The 19,356-nt window shown below is 36.1% G+C and carries 25 protein-coding genes; 19 read left to right on the top strand and 6 right to left on the bottom strand.

Annotated features, from left to right (window positions below):
• Positions 1-6 precede the first annotated feature (6 nt).
• The 15 genes from rplF to eno all read left to right on the top strand — a co-directional run bounded on the left by rplF (position 7) and on the right by eno (position 9,151).
• Positions 7-561 carry a 50S ribosomal protein L6 gene (gene rplF / locus GQR60_RS08075; protein WP_124992438.1) on the top strand — a complete coding sequence of 185 codons (555 nt, stop codon included), beginning with the start codon at positions 7-9 and terminating at the stop codon, positions 559-561.
• Positions 562-580: 19 nt separating this feature from the next.
• Positions 581-937 (top strand): 50S ribosomal protein L18, encoded by a 357-nt coding sequence (rplR, locus tag GQR60_RS08070; RefSeq protein ID WP_101308169.1) that lies wholly within the window; start codon positions 581-583, stop codon positions 935-937.
• A 5-nt stretch (positions 938-942) separates the two neighbouring features.
• Positions 943-1,455 (top strand): 30S ribosomal protein S5, encoded by a 513-nt coding sequence (rpsE, locus tag GQR60_RS08065; RefSeq protein ID WP_101259634.1) that lies wholly within the window; start codon positions 943-945, stop codon positions 1,453-1,455.
• Positions 1,456-1,466: 11 nt separating this feature from the next.
• Complete coding sequence (gene rpmD, locus GQR60_RS08060) at positions 1,467-1,643, top strand: 50S ribosomal protein L30 (RefSeq protein WP_096428430.1); 177 nt, start codon at positions 1,467-1,469, stop codon at positions 1,641-1,643.
• A gap of 29 nt (positions 1,644-1,672) precedes the next feature.
• Positions 1,673-2,119, top strand: coding sequence for a 50S ribosomal protein L15 (gene rplO, locus GQR60_RS08055; RefSeq protein WP_101308170.1), 447 nt, complete (start codon positions 1,673-1,675; stop codon positions 2,117-2,119).
• An 8-nt stretch (positions 2,120-2,127) separates the two neighbouring features.
• Positions 2,128-3,471, top strand: coding sequence for a preprotein translocase subunit SecY (gene secY, locus GQR60_RS08050; protein ID WP_124992437.1), 1,344 nt, complete (start codon positions 2,128-2,130; stop codon positions 3,469-3,471).
• Positions 3,472-3,492: 21 nt separating this feature from the next.
• Positions 3,493-4,260 (top strand): type I methionyl aminopeptidase, encoded by a 768-nt coding sequence (gene map, locus GQR60_RS08045; RefSeq protein WP_124992436.1) that lies wholly within the window; start codon positions 3,493-3,495, stop codon positions 4,258-4,260.
• 17 nt (positions 4,261-4,277) lie between these two features.
• Positions 4,278-4,499 carry a translation initiation factor IF-1 gene (infA, locus tag GQR60_RS08040; RefSeq protein ID WP_054714084.1) on the top strand — a complete coding sequence of 74 codons (222 nt, stop codon included), beginning with the start codon at positions 4,278-4,280 and terminating at the stop codon, positions 4,497-4,499.
• A gap of 11 nt (positions 4,500-4,510) precedes the next feature.
• Positions 4,511-4,627: a type B 50S ribosomal protein L36 gene (ykgO, locus tag GQR60_RS08035; RefSeq protein ID WP_101259629.1), complete on the top strand. Its 117-nt coding sequence runs from the start codon at positions 4,511-4,513 to the stop codon at positions 4,625-4,627.
• A 36-nt stretch (positions 4,628-4,663) separates the two neighbouring features.
• On the top strand, positions 4,664-5,041 hold the full coding sequence (gene rpsM / locus GQR60_RS08030; RefSeq protein WP_101308173.1) for a 30S ribosomal protein S13: 378 nt from the start codon (positions 4,664-4,666) through the stop codon (positions 5,039-5,041).
• Positions 5,042-5,051: 10 nt separating this feature from the next.
• On the top strand, positions 5,052-5,441 hold the full coding sequence (gene rpsK / locus GQR60_RS08025; RefSeq protein WP_096428425.1) for a 30S ribosomal protein S11: 390 nt from the start codon (positions 5,052-5,054) through the stop codon (positions 5,439-5,441).
• Positions 5,442-5,566: 125 nt separating this feature from the next.
• Positions 5,567-6,175 carry a 30S ribosomal protein S4 gene (rpsD, locus tag GQR60_RS08020; RefSeq protein WP_101308174.1) on the top strand — a complete coding sequence of 203 codons (609 nt, stop codon included), beginning with the start codon at positions 5,567-5,569 and terminating at the stop codon, positions 6,173-6,175.
• A 21-nt stretch (positions 6,176-6,196) separates the two neighbouring features.
• Positions 6,197-7,189, top strand: a complete 993-nt coding sequence (locus GQR60_RS08015) for a DNA-directed RNA polymerase subunit alpha (RefSeq protein ID WP_101308175.1) — start codon at positions 6,197-6,199, stop codon at positions 7,187-7,189.
• A gap of 6 nt (positions 7,190-7,195) precedes the next feature.
• Positions 7,196-7,738, top strand: a complete 543-nt coding sequence (gene rplQ / locus GQR60_RS20380; protein WP_124992435.1) for a 50S ribosomal protein L17 — start codon at positions 7,196-7,198, stop codon at positions 7,736-7,738.
• Between the two features lie 129 nt (positions 7,739-7,867).
• On the top strand, positions 7,868-9,151 hold the full coding sequence (gene eno, locus GQR60_RS08005) for a phosphopyruvate hydratase (protein WP_124992434.1): 1,284 nt from the start codon (positions 7,868-7,870) through the stop codon (positions 9,149-9,151).
• Between the two features lie 83 nt (positions 9,152-9,234).
• Here eno and GQR60_RS08000 read toward each other — a convergent pair whose 3' ends face one another.
• On the bottom strand, positions 9,235-9,744 hold the full coding sequence (locus GQR60_RS08000; RefSeq protein WP_124992433.1) for a response regulator: 510 nt from the start codon (positions 9,742-9,744) through the stop codon (positions 9,235-9,237).
• Positions 9,745-9,949: 205 nt separating this feature from the next.
• On the opposite strand from GQR60_RS08000, the gene ettA reads away from it, so the two are divergent.
• From ettA to hisS, 4 genes are all read left to right on the top strand, one after another.
• A complete protein-coding gene (gene ettA, locus GQR60_RS07995) occupies positions 9,950-11,638 on the top strand; it encodes an energy-dependent translational throttle protein EttA (protein WP_124992432.1) in 1,689 nt (562 codons plus the stop codon).
• A gap of 91 nt (positions 11,639-11,729) precedes the next feature.
• Complete coding sequence (locus GQR60_RS07990) at positions 11,730-12,083, top strand: DUF4870 domain-containing protein (RefSeq protein ID WP_124992431.1); 354 nt, start codon at positions 11,730-11,732, stop codon at positions 12,081-12,083.
• Positions 12,084-12,087: 4 nt separating this feature from the next.
• Positions 12,088-12,423, top strand: coding sequence for a hypothetical protein (locus GQR60_RS07985; RefSeq protein ID WP_124992430.1), 336 nt, complete (start codon positions 12,088-12,090; stop codon positions 12,421-12,423).
• A gap of 119 nt (positions 12,424-12,542) precedes the next feature.
• Positions 12,543-13,904, top strand: a complete 1,362-nt coding sequence (gene hisS, locus GQR60_RS07980; RefSeq protein WP_124992429.1) for a histidine--tRNA ligase — start codon at positions 12,543-12,545, stop codon at positions 13,902-13,904.
• 63 nt (positions 13,905-13,967) lie between these two features.
• Here hisS and GQR60_RS07975 read toward each other — a convergent pair whose 3' ends face one another.
• From GQR60_RS07975 to GQR60_RS07955, 5 genes are all read right to left on the bottom strand, one after another.
• Positions 13,968-14,444 (bottom strand): hypothetical protein, encoded by a 477-nt coding sequence (locus GQR60_RS07975; protein WP_124992428.1) that lies wholly within the window; start codon positions 14,442-14,444, stop codon positions 13,968-13,970.
• Between the two features lie 10 nt (positions 14,445-14,454).
• The gene (locus GQR60_RS07970) at positions 14,455-14,829 is read right to left on the bottom strand and encodes a hypothetical protein (protein ID WP_124992427.1); all 375 of its coding nucleotides are present in this window, start codon (positions 14,827-14,829) and stop codon (positions 14,455-14,457) included.
• 63 nt (positions 14,830-14,892) lie between these two features.
• Positions 14,893-15,450 (bottom strand): RNA polymerase sigma factor, encoded by a 558-nt coding sequence (locus GQR60_RS07965; protein WP_124992426.1) that lies wholly within the window; start codon positions 15,448-15,450, stop codon positions 14,893-14,895.
• 151 nt (positions 15,451-15,601) lie between these two features.
• Complete coding sequence (locus GQR60_RS07960; protein WP_225441372.1) at positions 15,602-17,662, bottom strand: transketolase family protein; 2,061 nt, start codon at positions 17,660-17,662, stop codon at positions 15,602-15,604.
• A gap of 154 nt (positions 17,663-17,816) precedes the next feature.
• The gene (locus GQR60_RS07955) at positions 17,817-19,193 is read right to left on the bottom strand and encodes a vWA domain-containing protein (protein ID WP_124992425.1); all 1,377 of its coding nucleotides are present in this window, start codon (positions 19,191-19,193) and stop codon (positions 17,817-17,819) included.
• Positions 19,194-19,356 lie beyond the last annotated feature (163 nt).

Genomic DNA, 19,356 nt, shown 5'->3' with positions numbered 1-19,356 from the left:
ATAGAAATGTCACGAATTGGAAAATTACCTATCAATTTGCCTGCAGGAGTAAGCGTAACGGTGAATAAAGATAATTCAGTAACGGTTAAAGGGCCTAAAGGTGAATTAACACAACAAATTGATGTTGACATCAAGGTATCTGTTGAAGAAAATACAGTAGTATTGGAACGTCCATCAGAGCAAAAGAGACACAAAGCCATGCATGGCTTGTATCGCTCGTTGATGAACAACATGGTATTTGGTGTAGCTGAAGGTTATAAATTACAGCAAGAACTTGTTGGTGTGGGATTCCGTGCTACTTCAAAAGGTCAACTTTTGGAATTAGCTTTGGGTTATTCCCATCTTATTCACATGGAAATTGCTCCGGAGGTTCAAGTAACTGCAGTAACTGAAAAGCGTGCAAACCCGATCATTACATTAGAGAGTTGTGATAAGCAGCTTATTGGTCAGGTAGCGGCTAAAATCAGATCATTCAGAAAACCTGAGCCATACAAAGGTAAAGGTGTTAAATTTGTTGGTGAACAGCTAAGAAGAAAAGCTGGTAAATCTGCGGGTAAATAATTTCTTAAAACAGTAAATTATGGCTTTAACTAAGCAAGATAGAAGACTTAGAATTAAAAGAAGAATTCGTAAGTCAATTGCTGGAACTGCTGAAAGACCTAGAATGTCAGTTTTTCGCTCTAACAAGCAGATTTCAGTACAAATTATTGATGATTTATCAGGACAAACTATAGTTGCAACTTCCTCTTTGATTAAAGAAATCGCTGAGAAAACTACAACTAAGCTTGAACAAGCTGAGCTAGTAGGTAAAGCAATTGCAGAAAAAGCAGTTGCAGCCGGTATTACTAGTGTTGTATTCGATAGAAATGGTTATCTATACCATGGTAGAATTAAATCTTTAGCGGACGCTGCTCGTAATAGTGGCCTTAAATTTTAATAATTATGGCAGATAATAAAAACATTAAAACTAGCGATGCAGATCTTAAAGATAGGCTTGTTGCTATTAATCGTGTTACAAAAGTAACAAAGGGGGGTAGAACCTTCAGCTTTTCTGCAATTGTTGTTGTAGGAAATGAAAATGGATTAGTAGGTTGGGGACTTGGTAAAGCAAACGAAGTAACCACCGCTATTTCAAAAGGTGTTGATGCAGCTAAGAAAAATTTAATCAAAGTGCCGGTTTACAAAGGAACTATTCCTCACGAACAACTTTCACGATTTGGCGGAGCAGAGGTTTTCATTAAGCCTGCTTCTCATGGTACCGGAGTAAAAGCTGGTGGTGCTATGCGTGCTGTATTAGAGAGTGTTGGTGTAACCGATGTACTTGCTAAATCAAAAGGCTCATCAAACCCACATAACCTTGTAAAAGCGACAATTGGTGCATTGGCTGAATTAAGAGATGCTCATACCGTTGCTGAACACAGAGGTGTATCATTAGATAAAGTGTTTAACGGTTAACAAATAAGGAAATGGCTAAGATTAAAATTACTCAGGTAAAGAGCAAAATTGGAAGCACTGATCGCCAAAAGAAAACCTTGGAAGCATTGGGATTAAACAAGATCAATGCAACTGTTGAACATGAAGCTACACCTCAGATTAAAGGTATGGTGGCTAAAGTACAACACCTTGTTTCCGTTGTAGAATAATTATTGTTAATATTTAGTATTAAATAGATATGGACTTAAGTAACTTAAAACCCGCAGAAGGATCAACCAAGACTTCAAAAAGAATTGGTCGCGGACAAGGATCTGGAAGAGGAGGAACTTCAACCAGAGGACATAAGGGTGCGAAGTCAAGATCTGGATACTCTAAAAAAGTTGGTTTCGAAGGTGGTCAAATGCCTTTACAACGAAGAGTTCCTAAGTTTGGATTTAAAAACGTTAATAGAAAAGAATACAAAGCTATTAATGTTGAAGTTTTACAGGCCTTAGCAGAAAAGAATAACATTACTACGATCGACCAGGAAGTTTTGATGGCAGCAGGTATGGTGTCAAAGAACGACAATGTTAAGATTTTAGGACATGGAACTATTACTGCGAAGCTGGAAGTAAAAGCTCACGCATTCTCAAAATCGGCTATTGCCGCGATTGAAGCAGTCGAAGGAACAGTTGTTAAATTGTAAGTTTAGATATGAAAGGTTTAATAGAAACATTGAAGAACATCTGGAAGATTGAGGATTTAAGATCTAGAATCTTAACTACTCTCGGTCTTGTGTTAGTGTATCGTTTAGGTACCATGGTAGTTTTGCCAGGGGTAGACCCTGCACAGTTAGGCGCGTTAAAAACGCAAACTCAAGACGGAGTTTTGGGATTATTAGATATGTTTTCAGGAGGAGCATTTTCGAATGCATCCATCTTCGCTTTAGGAATCATGCCTTATATCTCGGCTTCTATTGTAATTCAGTTAATGGGAATTGCGGTTCCTTATTTTCAGAAGTTACAGAAAGAGGGAGAAAGCGGTACTCGTAAAATCAACCAGATTACAAGGTATCTAACAGTTATAATTCTTGTACTTCAAGCACCAGGATATCTATTAAACTTACATTCACAATTGCCTGAAACAGCCTTTATTCTTAAAGGTACATTATTTACGGTATCTTCTGTGATGATTCTTGCAGCAGGATCGATGTTCATTATGTGGTTAGGAGAAAAGATTACCGATAAAGGAATTGGTAACGGTATTTCTATCATTATTATGATCGGTATTATTGCAAGATTACCATTCTCATTCTTTGCAGAATTGCTTTCAAAAATTGAAGGTCAAGGAGGAGGTTTAATTCTATTGGTTTTAGAGATCGTAGTTTTATTCCTTGTTTTTGCAGCAACAATTTTGTTAGTTCAGGGAACAAGAAAGATACCTGTGCAGTATGCAAAACGAATCGTAGGAAACAAACAATATGGTGGGGTTCGCCAGTACATTCCTTTAAAAGTGAATGCTGCTGGTGTAATGCCAATCATTTTTGCTCAGGCAATTATGTTTTTACCAATGGCGTTTGTTAACTATGCAAGTTCTGATGCGTTAACTGGAGTAGCTGCAGCTTTATCCAATTTTACTGGATTCTATTACAATGCTTTATTCTTTGTAATGATTGTATTATTTACTTATTTCTATACTGCAATTACAGTAAATCCAACGCAAATGGCTGAGGATATGAAAAAGAACGGTGGATTTATTCCGGGAATTAAGCCTGGTAAGAAAACAATCGATTTTTTAGACACTGTAATGTCTAGAATAACTTTGCCGGGATCTATATTTTTAGGTTTGGTTGCAATTTTGCCTGCATTCGCAATGATTGCCGGAGTAAATAATCAATTTGCACATTTTTATGGCGGTACTTCTTTATTGATTTTAGTAGGAGTTGTATTGGATACTTTACAGCAAATCGAGAGTCATCTTTTGATGCGTCACTATGATGGATTAATGAAGTCTGGTAGAATAAAAGGTAAATCTCCGGGAGGAGTTGCTGCTTATTAAAATATTTTTGCTTTCTTTGCAATGATTTTTCACAAAACAGAGGAAGAGATAGAGCGGCTTGAAATGAGCAACTTACTGGTGGCGAAAACTTTAGGTGTAATATCGAAAGAAATAGCTCCTGGAATATCAACTTTGAGATTGGATAAAATCGCAGAGGAGTACATAAGAGACAATGGCGGTAAACCAGGGTTTCTTGGTTACGATGGATTCCCGAATACCTTATGTGTTTCTATAAACAGTCAGGTTGTTCATGGAATTCCATCTAGCTATGAGCTGAAAGAAGGAGATGTTGTTTCCTGTGATTGTGGTGTTTTGTTGAATGGTTTTTATGGCGATTCGGCTTATACATTTACTGTAGGGGCAGTAACTCCTGATGTTCAGCAACTGTTGAAGGTTACCAAAGAGGCTCTTTACAAAGGAGTAGAGCAGGCCATTGAAGGTAATCATTTAGGCGACATAGGTTTTGCTATTCAAAAGCATGCAGAACAGAATTCAGTTTCTGTAGTTCGAGAAATGGTAGGACACGGAATTGGGAAAAATCTTCATGAAGATCCACAAGTTCCGAATTATGGAAAAAAAGGACGTGGATTGAAATTGAGAGAAGGACTGGTTGTGGCAATTGAACCGATGTTTAATCTTGGGAAAAAAGATATTTACCAGGATAGTGATGGATGGGCAATTGTTACTGCTGACGGAAAACCTTCAGCACATTTTGAACATACTGTGGTAGTTCGAAAGGGAAAAGCTCAGATCTTATCCAGTTTTGAATTTATTGAAGATATAAACTAATAAAATTTAATGAGCTTATGGCTAAACAGCCTTCAATAGAACAAGATGGTACAATTACCGAAGCATTATCTAATGCGATGTTTCGTGTAGAACTTGAAAACGGGCATGTGATAACAGCTCACATTTCCGGTAAGATGAGAATGCACTACATTAAGATCTTGCCTGGTGATAAGGTAAAGGTAGAAATGTCACCTTATGATCTTACTAAAGGGCGCATTACTTTTAGATATAAAAATTAAATACAATAATAATGAAGGTAAGAGCATCTGTAAAGAAACGTTCTGATGATTGTAAGATCGTTAGAAGAAAAGGACGTTTGTATGTGATTAATAAAAAGAATCCTAAGTTCAAGCAACGTCAAGGATAATTTAGTAAACTTTGTAATAGATAAATATTTTAATTTATGGCTAGAATTGTTGGAGTTGATTTGCCTCAAAATAAAAGAGGGATAATTAGCTTGACTTATATCTACGGTATCGGTAGAAGTGCTGCTCGTCAGATTTTGGATGAAGCAGAAGTTTCTTACGATAAGCAAGTAAAAGATTGGACTGATGATGAGTCTAATCGTATTCGTCAAGCGATTAATGCTAATTTAAAAGTTGAGGGTGAATTACGTTCTTTAAATCAACTGAATATTAAGCGTTTGATGGATATTGGTTGTTATCGTGGTATTCGTCACCGTATTGGATTACCAGTACGTGGTCAGAGAACCAAAAACAACTCACGTACTAGAAAAGGTAAGAGAAAAACAGTTGCAAACAAAAAGAAAGCGACTAAATAATCGTTAAGTTATGGCAAAAAAGTCAGTATCAGTTAAAAAGAGGGTAGTAAAAATTGAACCTGTAGGACAGGCGCATATCCATTCATCTTTTAACAATATTATCATTTCCTTAACCAATAGCACAGGACAGGTTATTTCTTGGTCTTCAGCTGGTAAAATGGGTTTTAGAGGTTCTAAAAAGAACACTCCTTATGCTGCCCAGCAAGCTGCAACAGACTGTGGAAAAGTTGCTCATGATCTTGGATTAAGAAAAGTGAAAGTATATGTAAAAGGTCCTGGAAATGGTCGTGAATCGGCTATTCGTGCGATCAATTCATGTGGAATCGACATTGCGGAAATCGTAGATGTTACTCCATTACCACACAACGGATGTCGTCCTCCTAAGAGACGTAGAGTTTAATAAAAAATGCTGTTTAAGATTTTGAATTAGTTTTATTGATATCCTCTCTAAAAAACGCGGCACTTTTATAATTCAAAACTTATGGCAAAGTTTCTATTGTTAGAAAAATTTAAATTTAAGAAGTAATGGCTAGATATATTGGACCAAAGAGTAGAATTGCTCGTAAATTTGGTGAAGCAATTTTTGGACCTGATAAGGCATTTGAAAACAAAAACTACCCTCCTGGGCAGCACGGTAACAGCCGTAGAAGAAAGAAAATGTCTGAATATGGTGTTCAGCTAAAGGAAAAACAAAAAGCAAAATACACTTATGGTGTATTGGAGAAACAATTCTCAAACTTATTTGAAAAGGCCGCGCGTAGTAAAGGTATTACTGGTGAAGTTTTATTGCAACTTTTAGAATGTCGTTTAGACAATGTAGTTTTCAGATTAGGTGTAGCTCCAACAAGATCAGCTGCTCGTCAGTTGGTTAGCCATAAACACGTAACTGTAAACGGACAAGTTTGTAACATTCCTTCATTTTCAGTAAAAGCTGGGGATATCATTGGAATTCGTGAAAAATCGAAATCTTTAGAAGTTATTACCGATTCTTTATCTACTGCTAGATATAACCAATCATCTTGGTTGGAATGGGATCAAACCTCTCTTAGTGGTAAGTTCCTTAATACACCAGAAAGAACGGAAATTCCTGAAAACATCAAGGAACAGTTAATCGTTGAATTGTATTCTAAGTAATAAATAGTTAATCAGTAATTTATGGCAATTTTAGCTTTCCAGAAACCGGACAAAGTTATCATGCTCGACGCAGACAATAAATTCGGTAAATTCGAATTTCGTCCATTAGAGCCTGGATATGGTATAACAATTGGTAATGCCTTAAGAAGAATATTACTTTCTTCATTAGAGGGATTTGCGATTACGACTATCAAAATACAGGGTGTTGATCATGAATTTTCTACAATACCAGGAGTAATCGAAGATGTTACTGAGATGATCCTGAACCTGAAGCAAGTTCGGTTTAAACAAAAAGTTGAAGAGGTTGACAGCGAGTTGGTTACTGTGACTATCTCGGATCAGGATACTTTTACAGCTGGCGATATTAACAAGTTTCTAACAGGTTTCGAAGTGTTGAATCCAGAGCTTGTAATTTGCAAAATGGACAGCTCTGCCAAATTGCAAATGGATTTAGCTATTAACAAAGGTCGTGGATACGTACCTTCTGTTGAAAACAAACCTGTTGATGTAGAGTTTGGAGTGATTCCGATCGATTCAATTTTTACACCAATCAAGAATGTTAAATATGCTGTTGAAAACTATCGTGTAGAGCAAAAAACTGACTATGAAAAATTGGTTTTTGATATTACTACTGATGGTTCAATTCACCCAAAAGAAGCTTTAAAAGAAGCAGCAAAAATTCTTATTTATCACTTCATGTTGTTCTCAGATGAAAAGATTACTCTTGATTCTGACGAGAAGTTTGCAAACGAGGAGTTTGATGAAGAGGTTTTGCATATGCGTCAGCTATTGAAGACAAAACTGGTAGATATGGATCTTTCAGTGCGTGCTTTGAATTGCTTGAAAGCTGCTGATGTGGATACTTTGGGTGATTTAGTACAGTTCAACAGGAATGACCTTCTGAAATTTAGAAACTTTGGTAAGAAATCCTTAACCGAGCTGGATGATCTATTGGTATCCTTGAATCTTACTTTCGGTATGGATATTTCTAAGTATAAATTAGATAAGGAATAAGGGAAAATGAGACATAGAAAGAAATTTAATCATTTAGGAAGAAAAACAGCACATAGAAAAGCGATGCTTTCAAATATGGCTTCTTCTTTGATTTTGCATAAAAGAATCTCGACTACTACTGCTAAGGCGAAAGCTTTGAAAATGTATGTTGAGCCTCTAATTTCAAAAAGTAAAGTTGATTCTACTCACTCAAGACGTATTGTTTTTGGTTATTTAAAGCAAAAAGAAGCAGTTACTGAGTTGTTTAGAGAAGTTTCACCAAAAATTACTAACCGTAACGGTGGTTATACCAGAATTTTAAAAACTGGTAATCGTTTAGGTGATAATGCAGAGATGTGTATTGTAGAATTGGTTGATTTCAATGAAACTTACTTGACTGAAAAGAAAGCTGTAGCTAAAAAATCGACACGTAGAAAACGTGGTGGTTCTAAAGCTTCAGGACAAGTAGCAACTGAAGTATCAGAAGTAAAAGCTGAAGCGGTTAAGACCGAAAAAGCACCTGAAGCTCCGGAAACTGCGACAGAAGAAATTAAAAAGGAAGAAGAATAAGCTTCCTTTCTAAGATAAAAAAGGGGGTAAAGTTAAATCTTTATCCCTTTTTTAGTACCCTATAGAAATTGCATACGATTGCATTTAATCGTATAAATAAATCAGTAAAACTTTTAATATCCGAAAGTTATGTCAGAAATTGTAAACATTCATGGTCGTGAAATTCTTGATTCACGAGGAAATCCTACTATCGAAGTTGAAGTAACTCTTGCTAGTGGTTTTATGGGTCGTGCCGGTGTTCCTTCAGGAGCTTCTACTGGTGAAAACGAAGCTTTAGAACTACGTGATGGCGATAAGTCTCGTTACTTAGGTAAAGGTGTCTTAAAGGCAATTGATAACGTGAATAACGTTATTGCAAAAGCATTAGTTGGTATGGACGCTACTGACCAGGTTGCTGTTGATAAAGCAATGATTGCTCTTGATGGTACCAAAACTAAATCTAAATTAGGTGCGAATGCTATGTTAGGTGTTTCTTTAGCTACTGCTAAAGCAGCTGCATTGTATTCAGGTATGCCATTGTATCGCTACATTGGTGGTACTAATGCAAATGTACTTCCTGTTCCTATGATGAACATTATCAATGGTGGTTCTCACTCTGATGCTACTATCGCATTTCAGGAGTTTATGATCCGTCCTATTGGTGCTCCATCTTTCCGCGAAGCTTTAAGAATGGGTGCTGAAGTATTTCACGCACTTGCAAAAGTACTTAAAGGTAAAGGTCTTTCTACTGCTGTTGGTGACGAAGGAGGTTTCGCTCCAATGTTAGGTGGAACTGAAGAAGCTATTGAGTGTATTCTTACCGCGATTAAAAATGCTGGTTATAAAGCAGGACGTAAAGAAGATGGCGGTGATGTTTCAATTGCTATGGACTGTGCTGCTTCTGAGTTCTTCAAAGATGGTGTGTATGACTATAGTATTTTTGAACCAAACGGAGCTAAAAGAAATTCTAACGAGCAAGCCGCTTACCTGGCTGAATTGATTTCTAAGTATCCTATCGATTCTATCGAAGATGGTATGGACGAAGGAGACTGGGATGGATGGGTTGCTTTAAATGCTCTTATTGGTGATAAGTGTCAGATTGTAGGTGACGATTTATTCGTAACTAATGTTGAGTACTTAGCTAAAGGTATCGAACTTAAAGCTGCTAACTCAATCTTGATTAAAGTAAACCAAATTGGAACTTTAACTGAGACTTTAAATGCTATCGAAATGGCACATCGTGCTGGTTACACTTCAGTAACTTCTCACCGTTCCGGAGAAACTGAAGATGCTACTATTGCTGATATTGCTGTAGCTACTAATGCTGGACAGATCAAAACAGGTTCTTTGAGCCGTTCTGACCGTATGGCTAAGTACAATCAATTACTTCGTATTGAAGAAGAATTAGGTGAAAATGCAATTTTTGGTTGCTAAGCTTAATTAGAATATATATTAAAAAAAGGGGTCTGTAAAGATCCCTTTTTTATGTCTGGTTTTATTCCAAAACAACTTTTTTTTTAAATATATTCCAGCATTAAACCATATAGAGTTTTGCACTGGAAAGGTTTAGAAAGATAAGCATCCATTCCTACCTCAATTGATATTTCCTTATCATCGGAATAAAAATTTGCTGTAAATGCAATAATCGGAATAGAAAATTCACGTTCTTCTTCAATTTTACGCATGCGTAATGAGGCTTCTATGCCTCCCATTATTGGCATTTGCAAATCCATTAAAACAATATCGTATTGTTCTTTTTCGAAAAGTTCTACTGCTTGCTTTCCATTTTCGGCGATATCAACCTTAGCAACTTTTTGTTTTAGATAAACCTCAATCGTTTTTCTATTGCTTGGTTGGTCTTCAACCAATAGAATTTTTGCTTCATTTATGGGAATGTTCCTTTTGTTGGGATGTGTTTTTACAACAATGGCAGAATCAAGTGTTTCTTCCCAATATATTTTCTTCTTGGTTTCAATACCTATCTGTTCAAGTAATTCAGAAAGCTTTTTATTTGCTGTTTTCTCCATAGTAACCAAAGTATTTTATACTTAAAAATAGCGATTTTTAACTATAATAAAAAAACAAATGTTCAGTTTTGATTTAAAAAATGAGAATAGTCTGATTATCAATCTATAAATTAAGAATTCTAAAGAAAATGGAATTGATAAATTTTCAAAGCAATTTTCCTATTTTTGCGTTTAAGATTTGAATGAAATAAATAAAAGCGAAATAATGGCTGACGATAAAAAAATTATTTTTTCGATGGATAGGGTCAGTAAGACCTTTTCATCACAAAAAAAAGTACTGAATAATATAAACCTTTCTTTTTTCTATGGTGCAAAGATTGGAATTATCGGTCTTAATGGTTCTGGTAAATCTACTCTTTTGAAAATTATTGCCGGTCTGGAAAGTTCATTTGAAGGACATGTTGTTTGGTCGAAAGAGCATAATATTGGCTATCTGGCACAGGAACCAATATTGGATGACAGTAAAACTGTACGAGAAATTGTAGAGGAAGGTGTTCAGGAAATTGTTGATGCTTTAAATGCATATGAAGCCGTTAATCTAAAATTCGGTGATCCGGAAGTTCTTGAAGATGCGGATAAGATGCAGGCAGTAATGGATGAACAAGCAAATCTTCAGGAGAAGATTGATCATTTTGATGCATGGAATTTAGATACAAAGTTGGAACGGGCTATGGACGCACTGCGTTGTCCGGAGGGAGATGCATTAATTAAAAATTGTTCGGGAGGAGAAAGAAGACGTGTTGCTCTTTGCAGATTATTACTTCAGGAACCGGATATTTTGCTTTTGGATGAACCTACCAACCATTTGGATGCAGAATCGGTGGAGTGGCTGGAACAACATTTGGCGCAATATAAGGGAACTGTAATCAGTATTACTCACGATAGATATTTTCTTGATAATGTAGCAGGTTGGATTCTCGAGTTGGATAGAGGAGAAGGAATTCCCTGGAAGGGTAATTACAGCGCTTGGTTGGATCAGAAGACCAAACGTATGGCAATGGAAGAGAAAACCGCCAGTAAGCGACGTAAAACCCTTGAAAGAGAGTTGGAGTGGGTGCGTATGGCTCCTAAAGCACGTCAGGCAAAAAGTAAGGCTCGTTTGAGTGCTTACGACAGTATGATGAATGAGGATTTGAAAGAGAAGGAAGAAAAGCTGGAAATCTTCATTCCTAACGGTCCGCGTTTGGGAAGTAAGGTAATTCAGGTTCAGTCTGTTTCAAAGGCATTCGGAAATAAGTTGTTATTTGATGATTTGGAATTTGAATTACCGCCGGCAGGAATCGTTGGGGTTATTGGACCCAATGGAGCAGGTAAAACGACGCTTTTCAGGATGATTATGGATCTTGAGAAACCGGATAAAGGAACTTTTGAGGTAGGAGAGACCGTAAAAGTAGGATATGTTGATCAGCAGCATGCTGATATCGATCCGGAAAAATCTGTTTATGAGGTGATCTCCGGTGGAGGTGATTTGATTAATGTTGGAGGACGAACAGTAAATGCACGGGCTTATGTTGGCCGTTTTAATTTTAATGGTGCCGATCAGGAAAAGAAATGCGGTGTATTATCTGGGGGAGAGCGTAACCGCTTACATTTGGCTCTGACTTTAAAAGAAGAGGCTAATGTTTTACTTTTGGATGAACCAACCAATGATATTGATGTAAATACACTTCGGGCTTTGGAAGAAGGTTTGGAAAACTTTGCCGGCTGCGCAGTGGTGATTTCACATGACCGATGGTTTTTGGATCGTATTGCAACACATATTTTAGCATTTGAAGGCAATTCCCATGTTCAGTTTTTTGAAGGTGGATATTCCGATTACGAAATCAATAGGAAAAAGCGAATGGGCGATGAAGGTCCTAAGCGGATAAGATATAAAAAACTAATTGCAGACTAGTGACTAAAAAGGGAAGAAGCCGGATTGGTTTTCTTCCCTTTGTTTTTGTAACTTGATGGAACAAAATAATTTATCACTTAATTCGATTTCCATGAATCAATTTGCAACCCCAACCGATGAGAAAAATTGGGCAATGTTCTGCCATTTAGCATCATTTTCCGGAGTTATAATTCCTTTTGGTAATGTAATAGGGCCACTCATTTTATGGTCGATGAAAAAGGACTATTCAGAACTGGTTGATCAAGAGGGAAAAAAATCAATTAATTTTCAGATATCGATGTGTATATACATTTTTGTGTCCGCAATATTAGTTTTTGTAGGAATTGGAATTTTATTGCTGATTGGACTTGCTTTGCTAAATTTGATTTTTGTTGTTATTGCGATTGTAAAAACTTTAAATGGGGAAGATTACCAATATCCTCTGAGTATTAAATTTCTAAATTGAAAGAATGAAATCTTTTTCTGGTTATAAGACAATCTACTATGTTGGGATTGTCTTTATTGTTTTGGGAGGTATCCGCTTACTAAATCATTTGTCCTACGGCGAAATTTTATTTACAATTGGATTACTGTTGTATTCAGGCGTTCAGATTAGGTTTTTGTTTTATAAAAGCATTGCGGATTGGTGGACTTTTGATTATTTGAAATTATCGGTAAATTTTTTATTTCTGATCTCAATATTTCTTCTTTTTGTGATTGATTTTAAACTGTGGTATTATCCATTTGTTTTAGGGCTTCTAGTCGATTTTTTTGCTAATATACTTCGCCGGATAAAAAGGACATAGTTAAAATAGTTGTTCTGTTTTGCATGTTAAATACAGATCGTATTAGAATGTTGTGGTATCTGTCAAATAATTTGATAATTTTGTAGCTCTAATAAAATAACCAAAATAAAGACTTAAAAATGGCTCAAAAACCGTCTATTCCTAAAGGGACGAGAGATTTCTCTCCTGTTGAAATGGTAAAGAGAAACTATATTTTTGATACCATAAAAGAGGTGTTTCAGTTATATGGTTTTATGCCGATAGAAACACCATCAATGGAAAATTTGTCTACTCTAATGGGAAAATATGGAGAAGAGGGAGACAAACTATTGTTTAAAGTGCTGAATTCGGGCGATTTTCTATCAAAAATAAATGAAGATCAAATTCGAGAGAAGAATTCGGTAAAATTAACCACAAAAATAAGTGAAAAAGGACTTCGTTATGACCTGACAGTGCCTTTTGCGCGTTACGTTGTACAGCATCGTAACGAAATTGATTTCCCTTTTAAGCGTTATCAGATTCAACCGGTTTGGAGAGCAGACAGACCTCAGAAAGGGCGCTACCGTGAATTTTTTCAATGTGATGTTGATGTGATTGGCAGCAATTCTCTTTTAAATGAAGTTGAATTAATTCAGATTGTTGATCAGGTTTACAAAAGACTTCAGTTGAATGTAGTTGTAAAGTTGAATAACCGAAAAATTTTGGCAGGAATTGCTGAGATTATTGGAGAGGCTGAAAAAATTGTTGATATCACTGTTGCAATCGACAAGTTGGATAAAATCGGTTTGGAGAATGTGAATAAGGAATTGGCTGACAAAGGAATTTCTCAGGAAGCTATTGATACATTGCAGCCAATTATATTATTGTCGGGTTCAAATTCGGAGAAACTGGCTAAATTAAAGGAGCTTCTTTCTTCATCAGAAATTGGAATGAAAGGGATCGAGGAACTGGAAACAGTTTTTACTTATTTATCGCAGCTTGATGTACAAACTGAAGTTGAATTGGATTTAACTCTGGCCAGAGGATTGAATTATTACACTGGAGCTATTTTCGAAGTGAAATCGAAAGATATGGAATTTGGGAGCATCACGGGAGGAGGACGTTACGACGATTTAACCGGAATTTTTGGATTGAAAGACGTTTCGGGAGTTGGTATTTCTTTTGGTGCCGATCGAATTTACGATGTATTGGAGCAAATGGATAAGTTTCCTTCAAATACGGGTATAACAACGAAAGTATTGTTTATCAATTTTGGTGAAAAAGAAGAAGCATTTTGTTTGCCAATCCTGGCTAAGTTAAGGGCAAAAGGAATTAATGCTGAGATTTATCCTGATTCTTCTAAAATGAAAAAGCAGATGACTTATGCCAATAATAAAAACATTCCTTTTGTAATTTTGGTAGGAGAGTCTGAAGTAGAGGAAGGTGTTGTTAGTTTAAAGAATATGGAAAGCGGAGATCAGGAAAAATTAACTCCGGATCAGTTGATCGAAAGATTATCATAAGAGTAAAAATTATTCAAGTCAAATATAAAAGGGCTGTAAATTTTACATTTACAGCCCTTACTTTTAATTTTGTTTTTCGTGTGGATGTTTACCACGTTCTTTTATTTGTTTTAAAAGCATGTTTTGAAATTGCCTTTCGGTATGATAAAGAGTAAGGATTTTTTTTGCGGGGAGTATCTTTTTATATTTTAGATGGTATTCTTTTTGAAGCTTTGCTTCCTGCAATTTAAGCTCAATCAGTTCGTCACTAAGATCGCCTAATTCTTTATCAGATAATTCTGCAGAGTTGTTGCGTAGTTTTCTGAAAAGAATTCTGCCTTGGTCTCTGTTTTCTTTTCTCTTTTTTTCCAATTCATTGTAAAGTGGCCAAAATACTTGAGCTTCATCAGGTGTTAATTCTAATTTTTGAGTGATGAAAGAGATTTTTTGTGCTTCGAATCGTTCACTCATCTGATTGTGCATACCATGTTCTCTTTCCTGTGCAATGCATAAGTAACTAAAGCTAACAACAAGTGTTAATAGGATTAAAATTCGTTTCATGTCTGGCCTGTTATAAGTTTGCTAATAAAGATTCAGAATCAATGTCAAAATCCGAAAGGTATTCAATTATTTCATCAGATGTAGGCTCAGAGGTTTCATCTGAGAACCAATTAAGTTCATCCAGACTTGTACTTTGAGTATCAACAGCCGTATTTTCTGTTTGCGAAAACTGTTGAATTTTGTAATCGGAGGGAACAGAGTTGATCAGTACAATTTTAGCAATAAAAAGAATCCCAACGACACTGGCTGCCATCCAGAAGTATGGTTTTAATACTTGTATCAGTCTTTTATTCGGATTTTTTTCCGTTATAATTTTTTCCTGAACCCGATCGCTTAGGTTTTCAAAGTAATCCTCAGGAACTTTAAATGGTTGATCGTTTTTCATGTTCAACAGATTATTCATGTTTTCTTATAGTATTTAGACTGTCTGAATAGTAATTGGTTTAATTTACACTTCGTTTAGCTTCAAAAGTGATTCGATTTTTTTAACGGCATGATGGTAGGAAGCTTTTAAGGCTCCGACTGAAGTTTCTAAAATTTCAGACATTTCGTTATATTTTAAATCATCGAAATATTTCATATTAAATACCAAACGTTGTTTTTCAGGCAGCTGCAGGATTGCTTTTTGCAATTCCAGTTGAGCTTTGTTTCCATCAAAATAAGGATCTGCCTCTAAATTTGCTAAAAGTATATTTTCAACTTCGCTATTTGAGTATCCCAAATATTTTTTTTCCTTTTCTTTTATAAAAGTTAAGGCCTCATTTGTAGCAATCCGAAACATCCAGGTAAATAACTGAGAGTCGGATCTGAAGTTTTGTAAACCTTTCCATATTTTCACAAAAGTATTTTGCAAAACGTCATCAGAGTCGTCGTGCAAAAGAACAATTTTTCTGATTTGCCAATATAATCTTTCCTGGTATTTCTTCACCAAGAAGGAAAATGCCTGATTTTGTGTATTCTTATCACTAAAAAGTTCCAGTATTTCTTCGTCAGATTTGTGGTTCATCAATTTGCATTCAGGTAATGGATTTTAAAAATAGCTATTTCACATTTGTTATGCGTTAGGTAAGACTATTTTCTTGGTAAAAGGTTTAATTTGGGATCAAAAAAAATCCGGAATCGAAACGATCCCGGATAATTTTTATTTGCATTGTATATTATTTTTGAAGCAGAGCTAATACTTCTTTTACAACATTTTCTGCAGTGTAACCAAATTTTTCATCTAAAATATTTGCCGGAGCTGAATAACCAAAATGATCCAATCCAATTGATTTACCAAGAGGGCCAACCAATCCAAGAAGAGTTACAGGTAAACCTGCAGTTAATCCAAGAACGGGAATTCCGGCAGGAATTACTTCGTTTTGATATGCCGCAGATTGAGTTCTGAATAATCCTTCTGAAGGAACAGATACAATTTGAACCTTTAATCCTTTTTCAGCACGTAAGATCTTAGCACCTTCAACTAAAGTTGCTACTTCCGATCCACTTGCTAAAAGAACAACATCAGGAGCTGTTTCAGGTTTCTCAACAATGTAAGCACCTTTTTGAGCCTGAAGAGCTTCCTGGTAACGATTTTCTTTCGATGGAAGTTCTTTAATGTTTTGACGGGAAAGAATTAAGGCAGTAGGAGTTTTTGTGTTCTCCATTGCCATTTTCCAAGCCACGGTGGTTTCATCAGCATCAGCAGGACGAAGAGCTAATAAACTCATTTGTCCGGAGTGATTTTTCAACTGCTCCAGTAAACGAATCTGAGCTTCCTGCTCAATTGGCTGATGAGTTGGTCCATCTTCTCCAACGCGGAATGCATCGTGAGTCCAGATATATTTTACCGGAACCTGCATTAAAGCCGCTAAACGAACTGCAGGTTTCATGTAATCAGAGAATACAAAGAAAGTTCCACAAGCAGCAATAACACCACCGTGAAGAGCAATACCATTACAGATAGAAGCCATAGTTAATTCGGCAACACCTGCCTGAAGGAATGCTCCGGAAAAATCACCTTTAGCAAGAGCTTTGGTGTTTTTCAAGAAACCATCAGTTTTATCAGAGTTACTTAAATCAGCCGATGACACAATCATGTTTTCAACATTTTTAGCCAGTTCAGCCAAAACTACAGATGAAGCTGAACGAGTTGCATCACCTGATTTCTGAACAATTGCTTCGTAATCAAGTTCCATAGCTTCGTAGCTAAAGAACCTCTCCAGTTTAGCAGCCAATTCAGGATTTGCTTTTGCCCATTTAGCTTGTTCAGCTTTTTTTGCAGAAGCATATGCTTGTTTTTTCTTTAGAACTTCGGCGTAATATTCTTGAACTTCAGGGAAAATCTGGAATGGATTTTCTGGGTTTCCACCTAAGTTTTCAATTGTTTTTTCGATTGAGGCACCAGCAGCACCTAGTGGTTGTCCGTGAGTAGAAACCATATTTTCGAAGCTGCAGCCATCAGTATCAACAGCACCTTTACCCATTAGGGTTTTTCCGATGATAAGAGTTGGTCTTTCACTTTCGTTGTTAGCGGCTAATAAAGCTTCACGAATTGCTGCTGCATCGTTTCCTTTAATCGTAATAACATTCCAGTTCCATGCTTCGTACTTTTTAGCAGTATCTTCAACTGTAACTTCTTCAACTTTAGTTGAAAGTTGGATGTTATTGGAATCATAGAACATGATTAAATTGCTTAATCCTAAAGTACCTGCAATTCGACCAGCTCCCTGAGCAATTTCTTCTTGAATTCCACCATCAGAAATGAAAGTGTAAATTTTGTGTGACATCCAGTCACCGAAACGGGCTGCTAGAAAACGCTCTGCAATTGCAGCTCCAACAGCCATAGTATGACCTTGTCCTAAAGGACCGGAAGTGTTTTCAACACCTCTTGCAACTTCAACTTCAGGATGACCGGGAGTTGGGCTTCCCCATTGTCTGAAATTTGCAAGTTCTTCCATTGTATAATTTCCGATTAAGGAAAGAATGGAATACAACATAGGAGACATGTGACCTGGGTCAAGGAAAAATCGATCGCGATTAATCCAGTTCATATCTGTTGGGTCAAAATTTAAAAATTCAGAATAAAGAACGTTGATAAAATCGGCTCCGCCCATAGCGCCACCCGGATGTCCAGATTTAGCTTTCTCTACCATTGCAGCAGATAGGATACGAACATTATTCGCAGCCATGTCAGTTGCTGTCAGATCCACTTGGTTTTTCATTTCTTTTAGATCCATTTTTGAAAATGAGATTTTAGATGATAAAAACTTGGTAAGGTTTTATTAATGCATGCAAAGATAAACAAAAATGCCTTTTAGCATCATGTAAACACTTAATAAAAGCTTTTAAATTGAGGTTTTTGCAATATTAGAATATTGTAAATCAATATGATTACAAGCGTACAGGTATTGATTTGCCGGATGTTATAACAAAACTTGCTTTTTTGGAGCTTTGCGACAGATAGGCGTTTTTGTTACGGAATATGATATGATATATACCTGGTTGAAGAGTCAAAGTTTCCCGTAATGATTTTTCGGGGATGTTGTAAATCCATTCTAATTTATTTCCTTTTTGAACAAACATGCTGCACGGGCCGGTAGTTGGTTTAAAAATAGTAACTAACCCAGGTTGTGGAATTGTGATTGAAGTAGTTTTGCTTTGATTGATTTCAACATCAGGAATTAAAATCCGTGGAAGGCTTAAAACTTCCAAATTGTATTTGCCGGTCAGGTATTTAGTTACCTCATTGGGGGTTTGGATGTTAATAATTTCTGTGTTTTTTCGGATAAGAATTTGTAAATCTTTGTACATGGTTGTTCTCGGGCATTCAATTTTCAGCATTCCCTGAGGAGCATCAAATCCAATGGTTGTGTGCTTGCCGGCAATCAGTCTAATGCTGTCGCGATGCAATTCGGGTATGGTATGAATTGTAATATTATAAGTAAGCAGCGGATCTAAAAATAATGTATCAGGATTTCCTTTTGCATTCATGGTATGAATAAACTGATATCTTACTTTATCAGAAACAGAATTGTAAAATGTCATTGGAACATCAGTTTCTGTAGGGGAACCATTGGCATCAATTAAATTTATTTGTGCCGAAGTTTTGTTCAAAACCTGCGAGATAACATACTCCAATGTTCCTCCGAAGCGTTCTTCTTTTTTTACTTCAAGAAAATTCCCAATGCATTCAAAACTGCTTTTAAAATCAACATCTAGACCAATTCCAATAATAAATGGTTTTAAGAAGATTCCTTTTTTTTGTAATTCTAACGATACAGCACAAGGATCACCATCGCAGGCTTCAACACCGTCTGTAATAAGAATAATTACATTTCTGATATCGGAATTTACTTCCGGGAAGTCGCTGGCGGCCAATTCTAAAGAATGGGCAATTGGTGTTGTTCCTTTAGGATCAATATACCGTAGGGTTTGTCTTATTTCTCCTGCATTACCCGGTTTAAAAGGCACTTCCAGTTTGGTATCATTACAATCCTGTGGAGGAACAACGCTTTGATGACCGTATACTCTTAAAGCCATCTCAACATTGTCTTGATATTCCAGGCTGTCAATCATCTGAATCAAAAATTTACGGGCTATATTTATTTTTTTTGATTCCTCCCAGTATCCATTCATGCTTTGAGAAGCATCGAAAATGAATAATATTCTTGTTTTTTCAACTTTTTCAAGAGCCCCTTGAGCTATATTTAGTTTTGAACACAATAGCAGTAGTAAAAAGATTGAGAAGTATTTAAGATTTGATTTCAAGAGTCAGGGAGTTATTTTGATTAGTAAGTAAAGATAGGGAATGTGTTAAAGAATTAAAATCGATAGTTCCTGTAATTTTAAATTTAATTAATGATAGGTGTATTATGGTTAATTGTCAATTGTTTCCCATACAAAATTTTGGCGCATATTGAAATTTGATGCA

The sequence above is a fragment of the Labilibaculum euxinicum genome (assembly GCF_009795715.1).
Classification (GTDB): Bacteria; Bacteroidota; Bacteroidia; order Bacteroidales; family Marinifilaceae; genus Labilibaculum; species Labilibaculum euxinus.
Note: the sequence above shows the minus strand (reverse complement) of the source record. Positions and strands in the feature narration are given on the sequence as shown.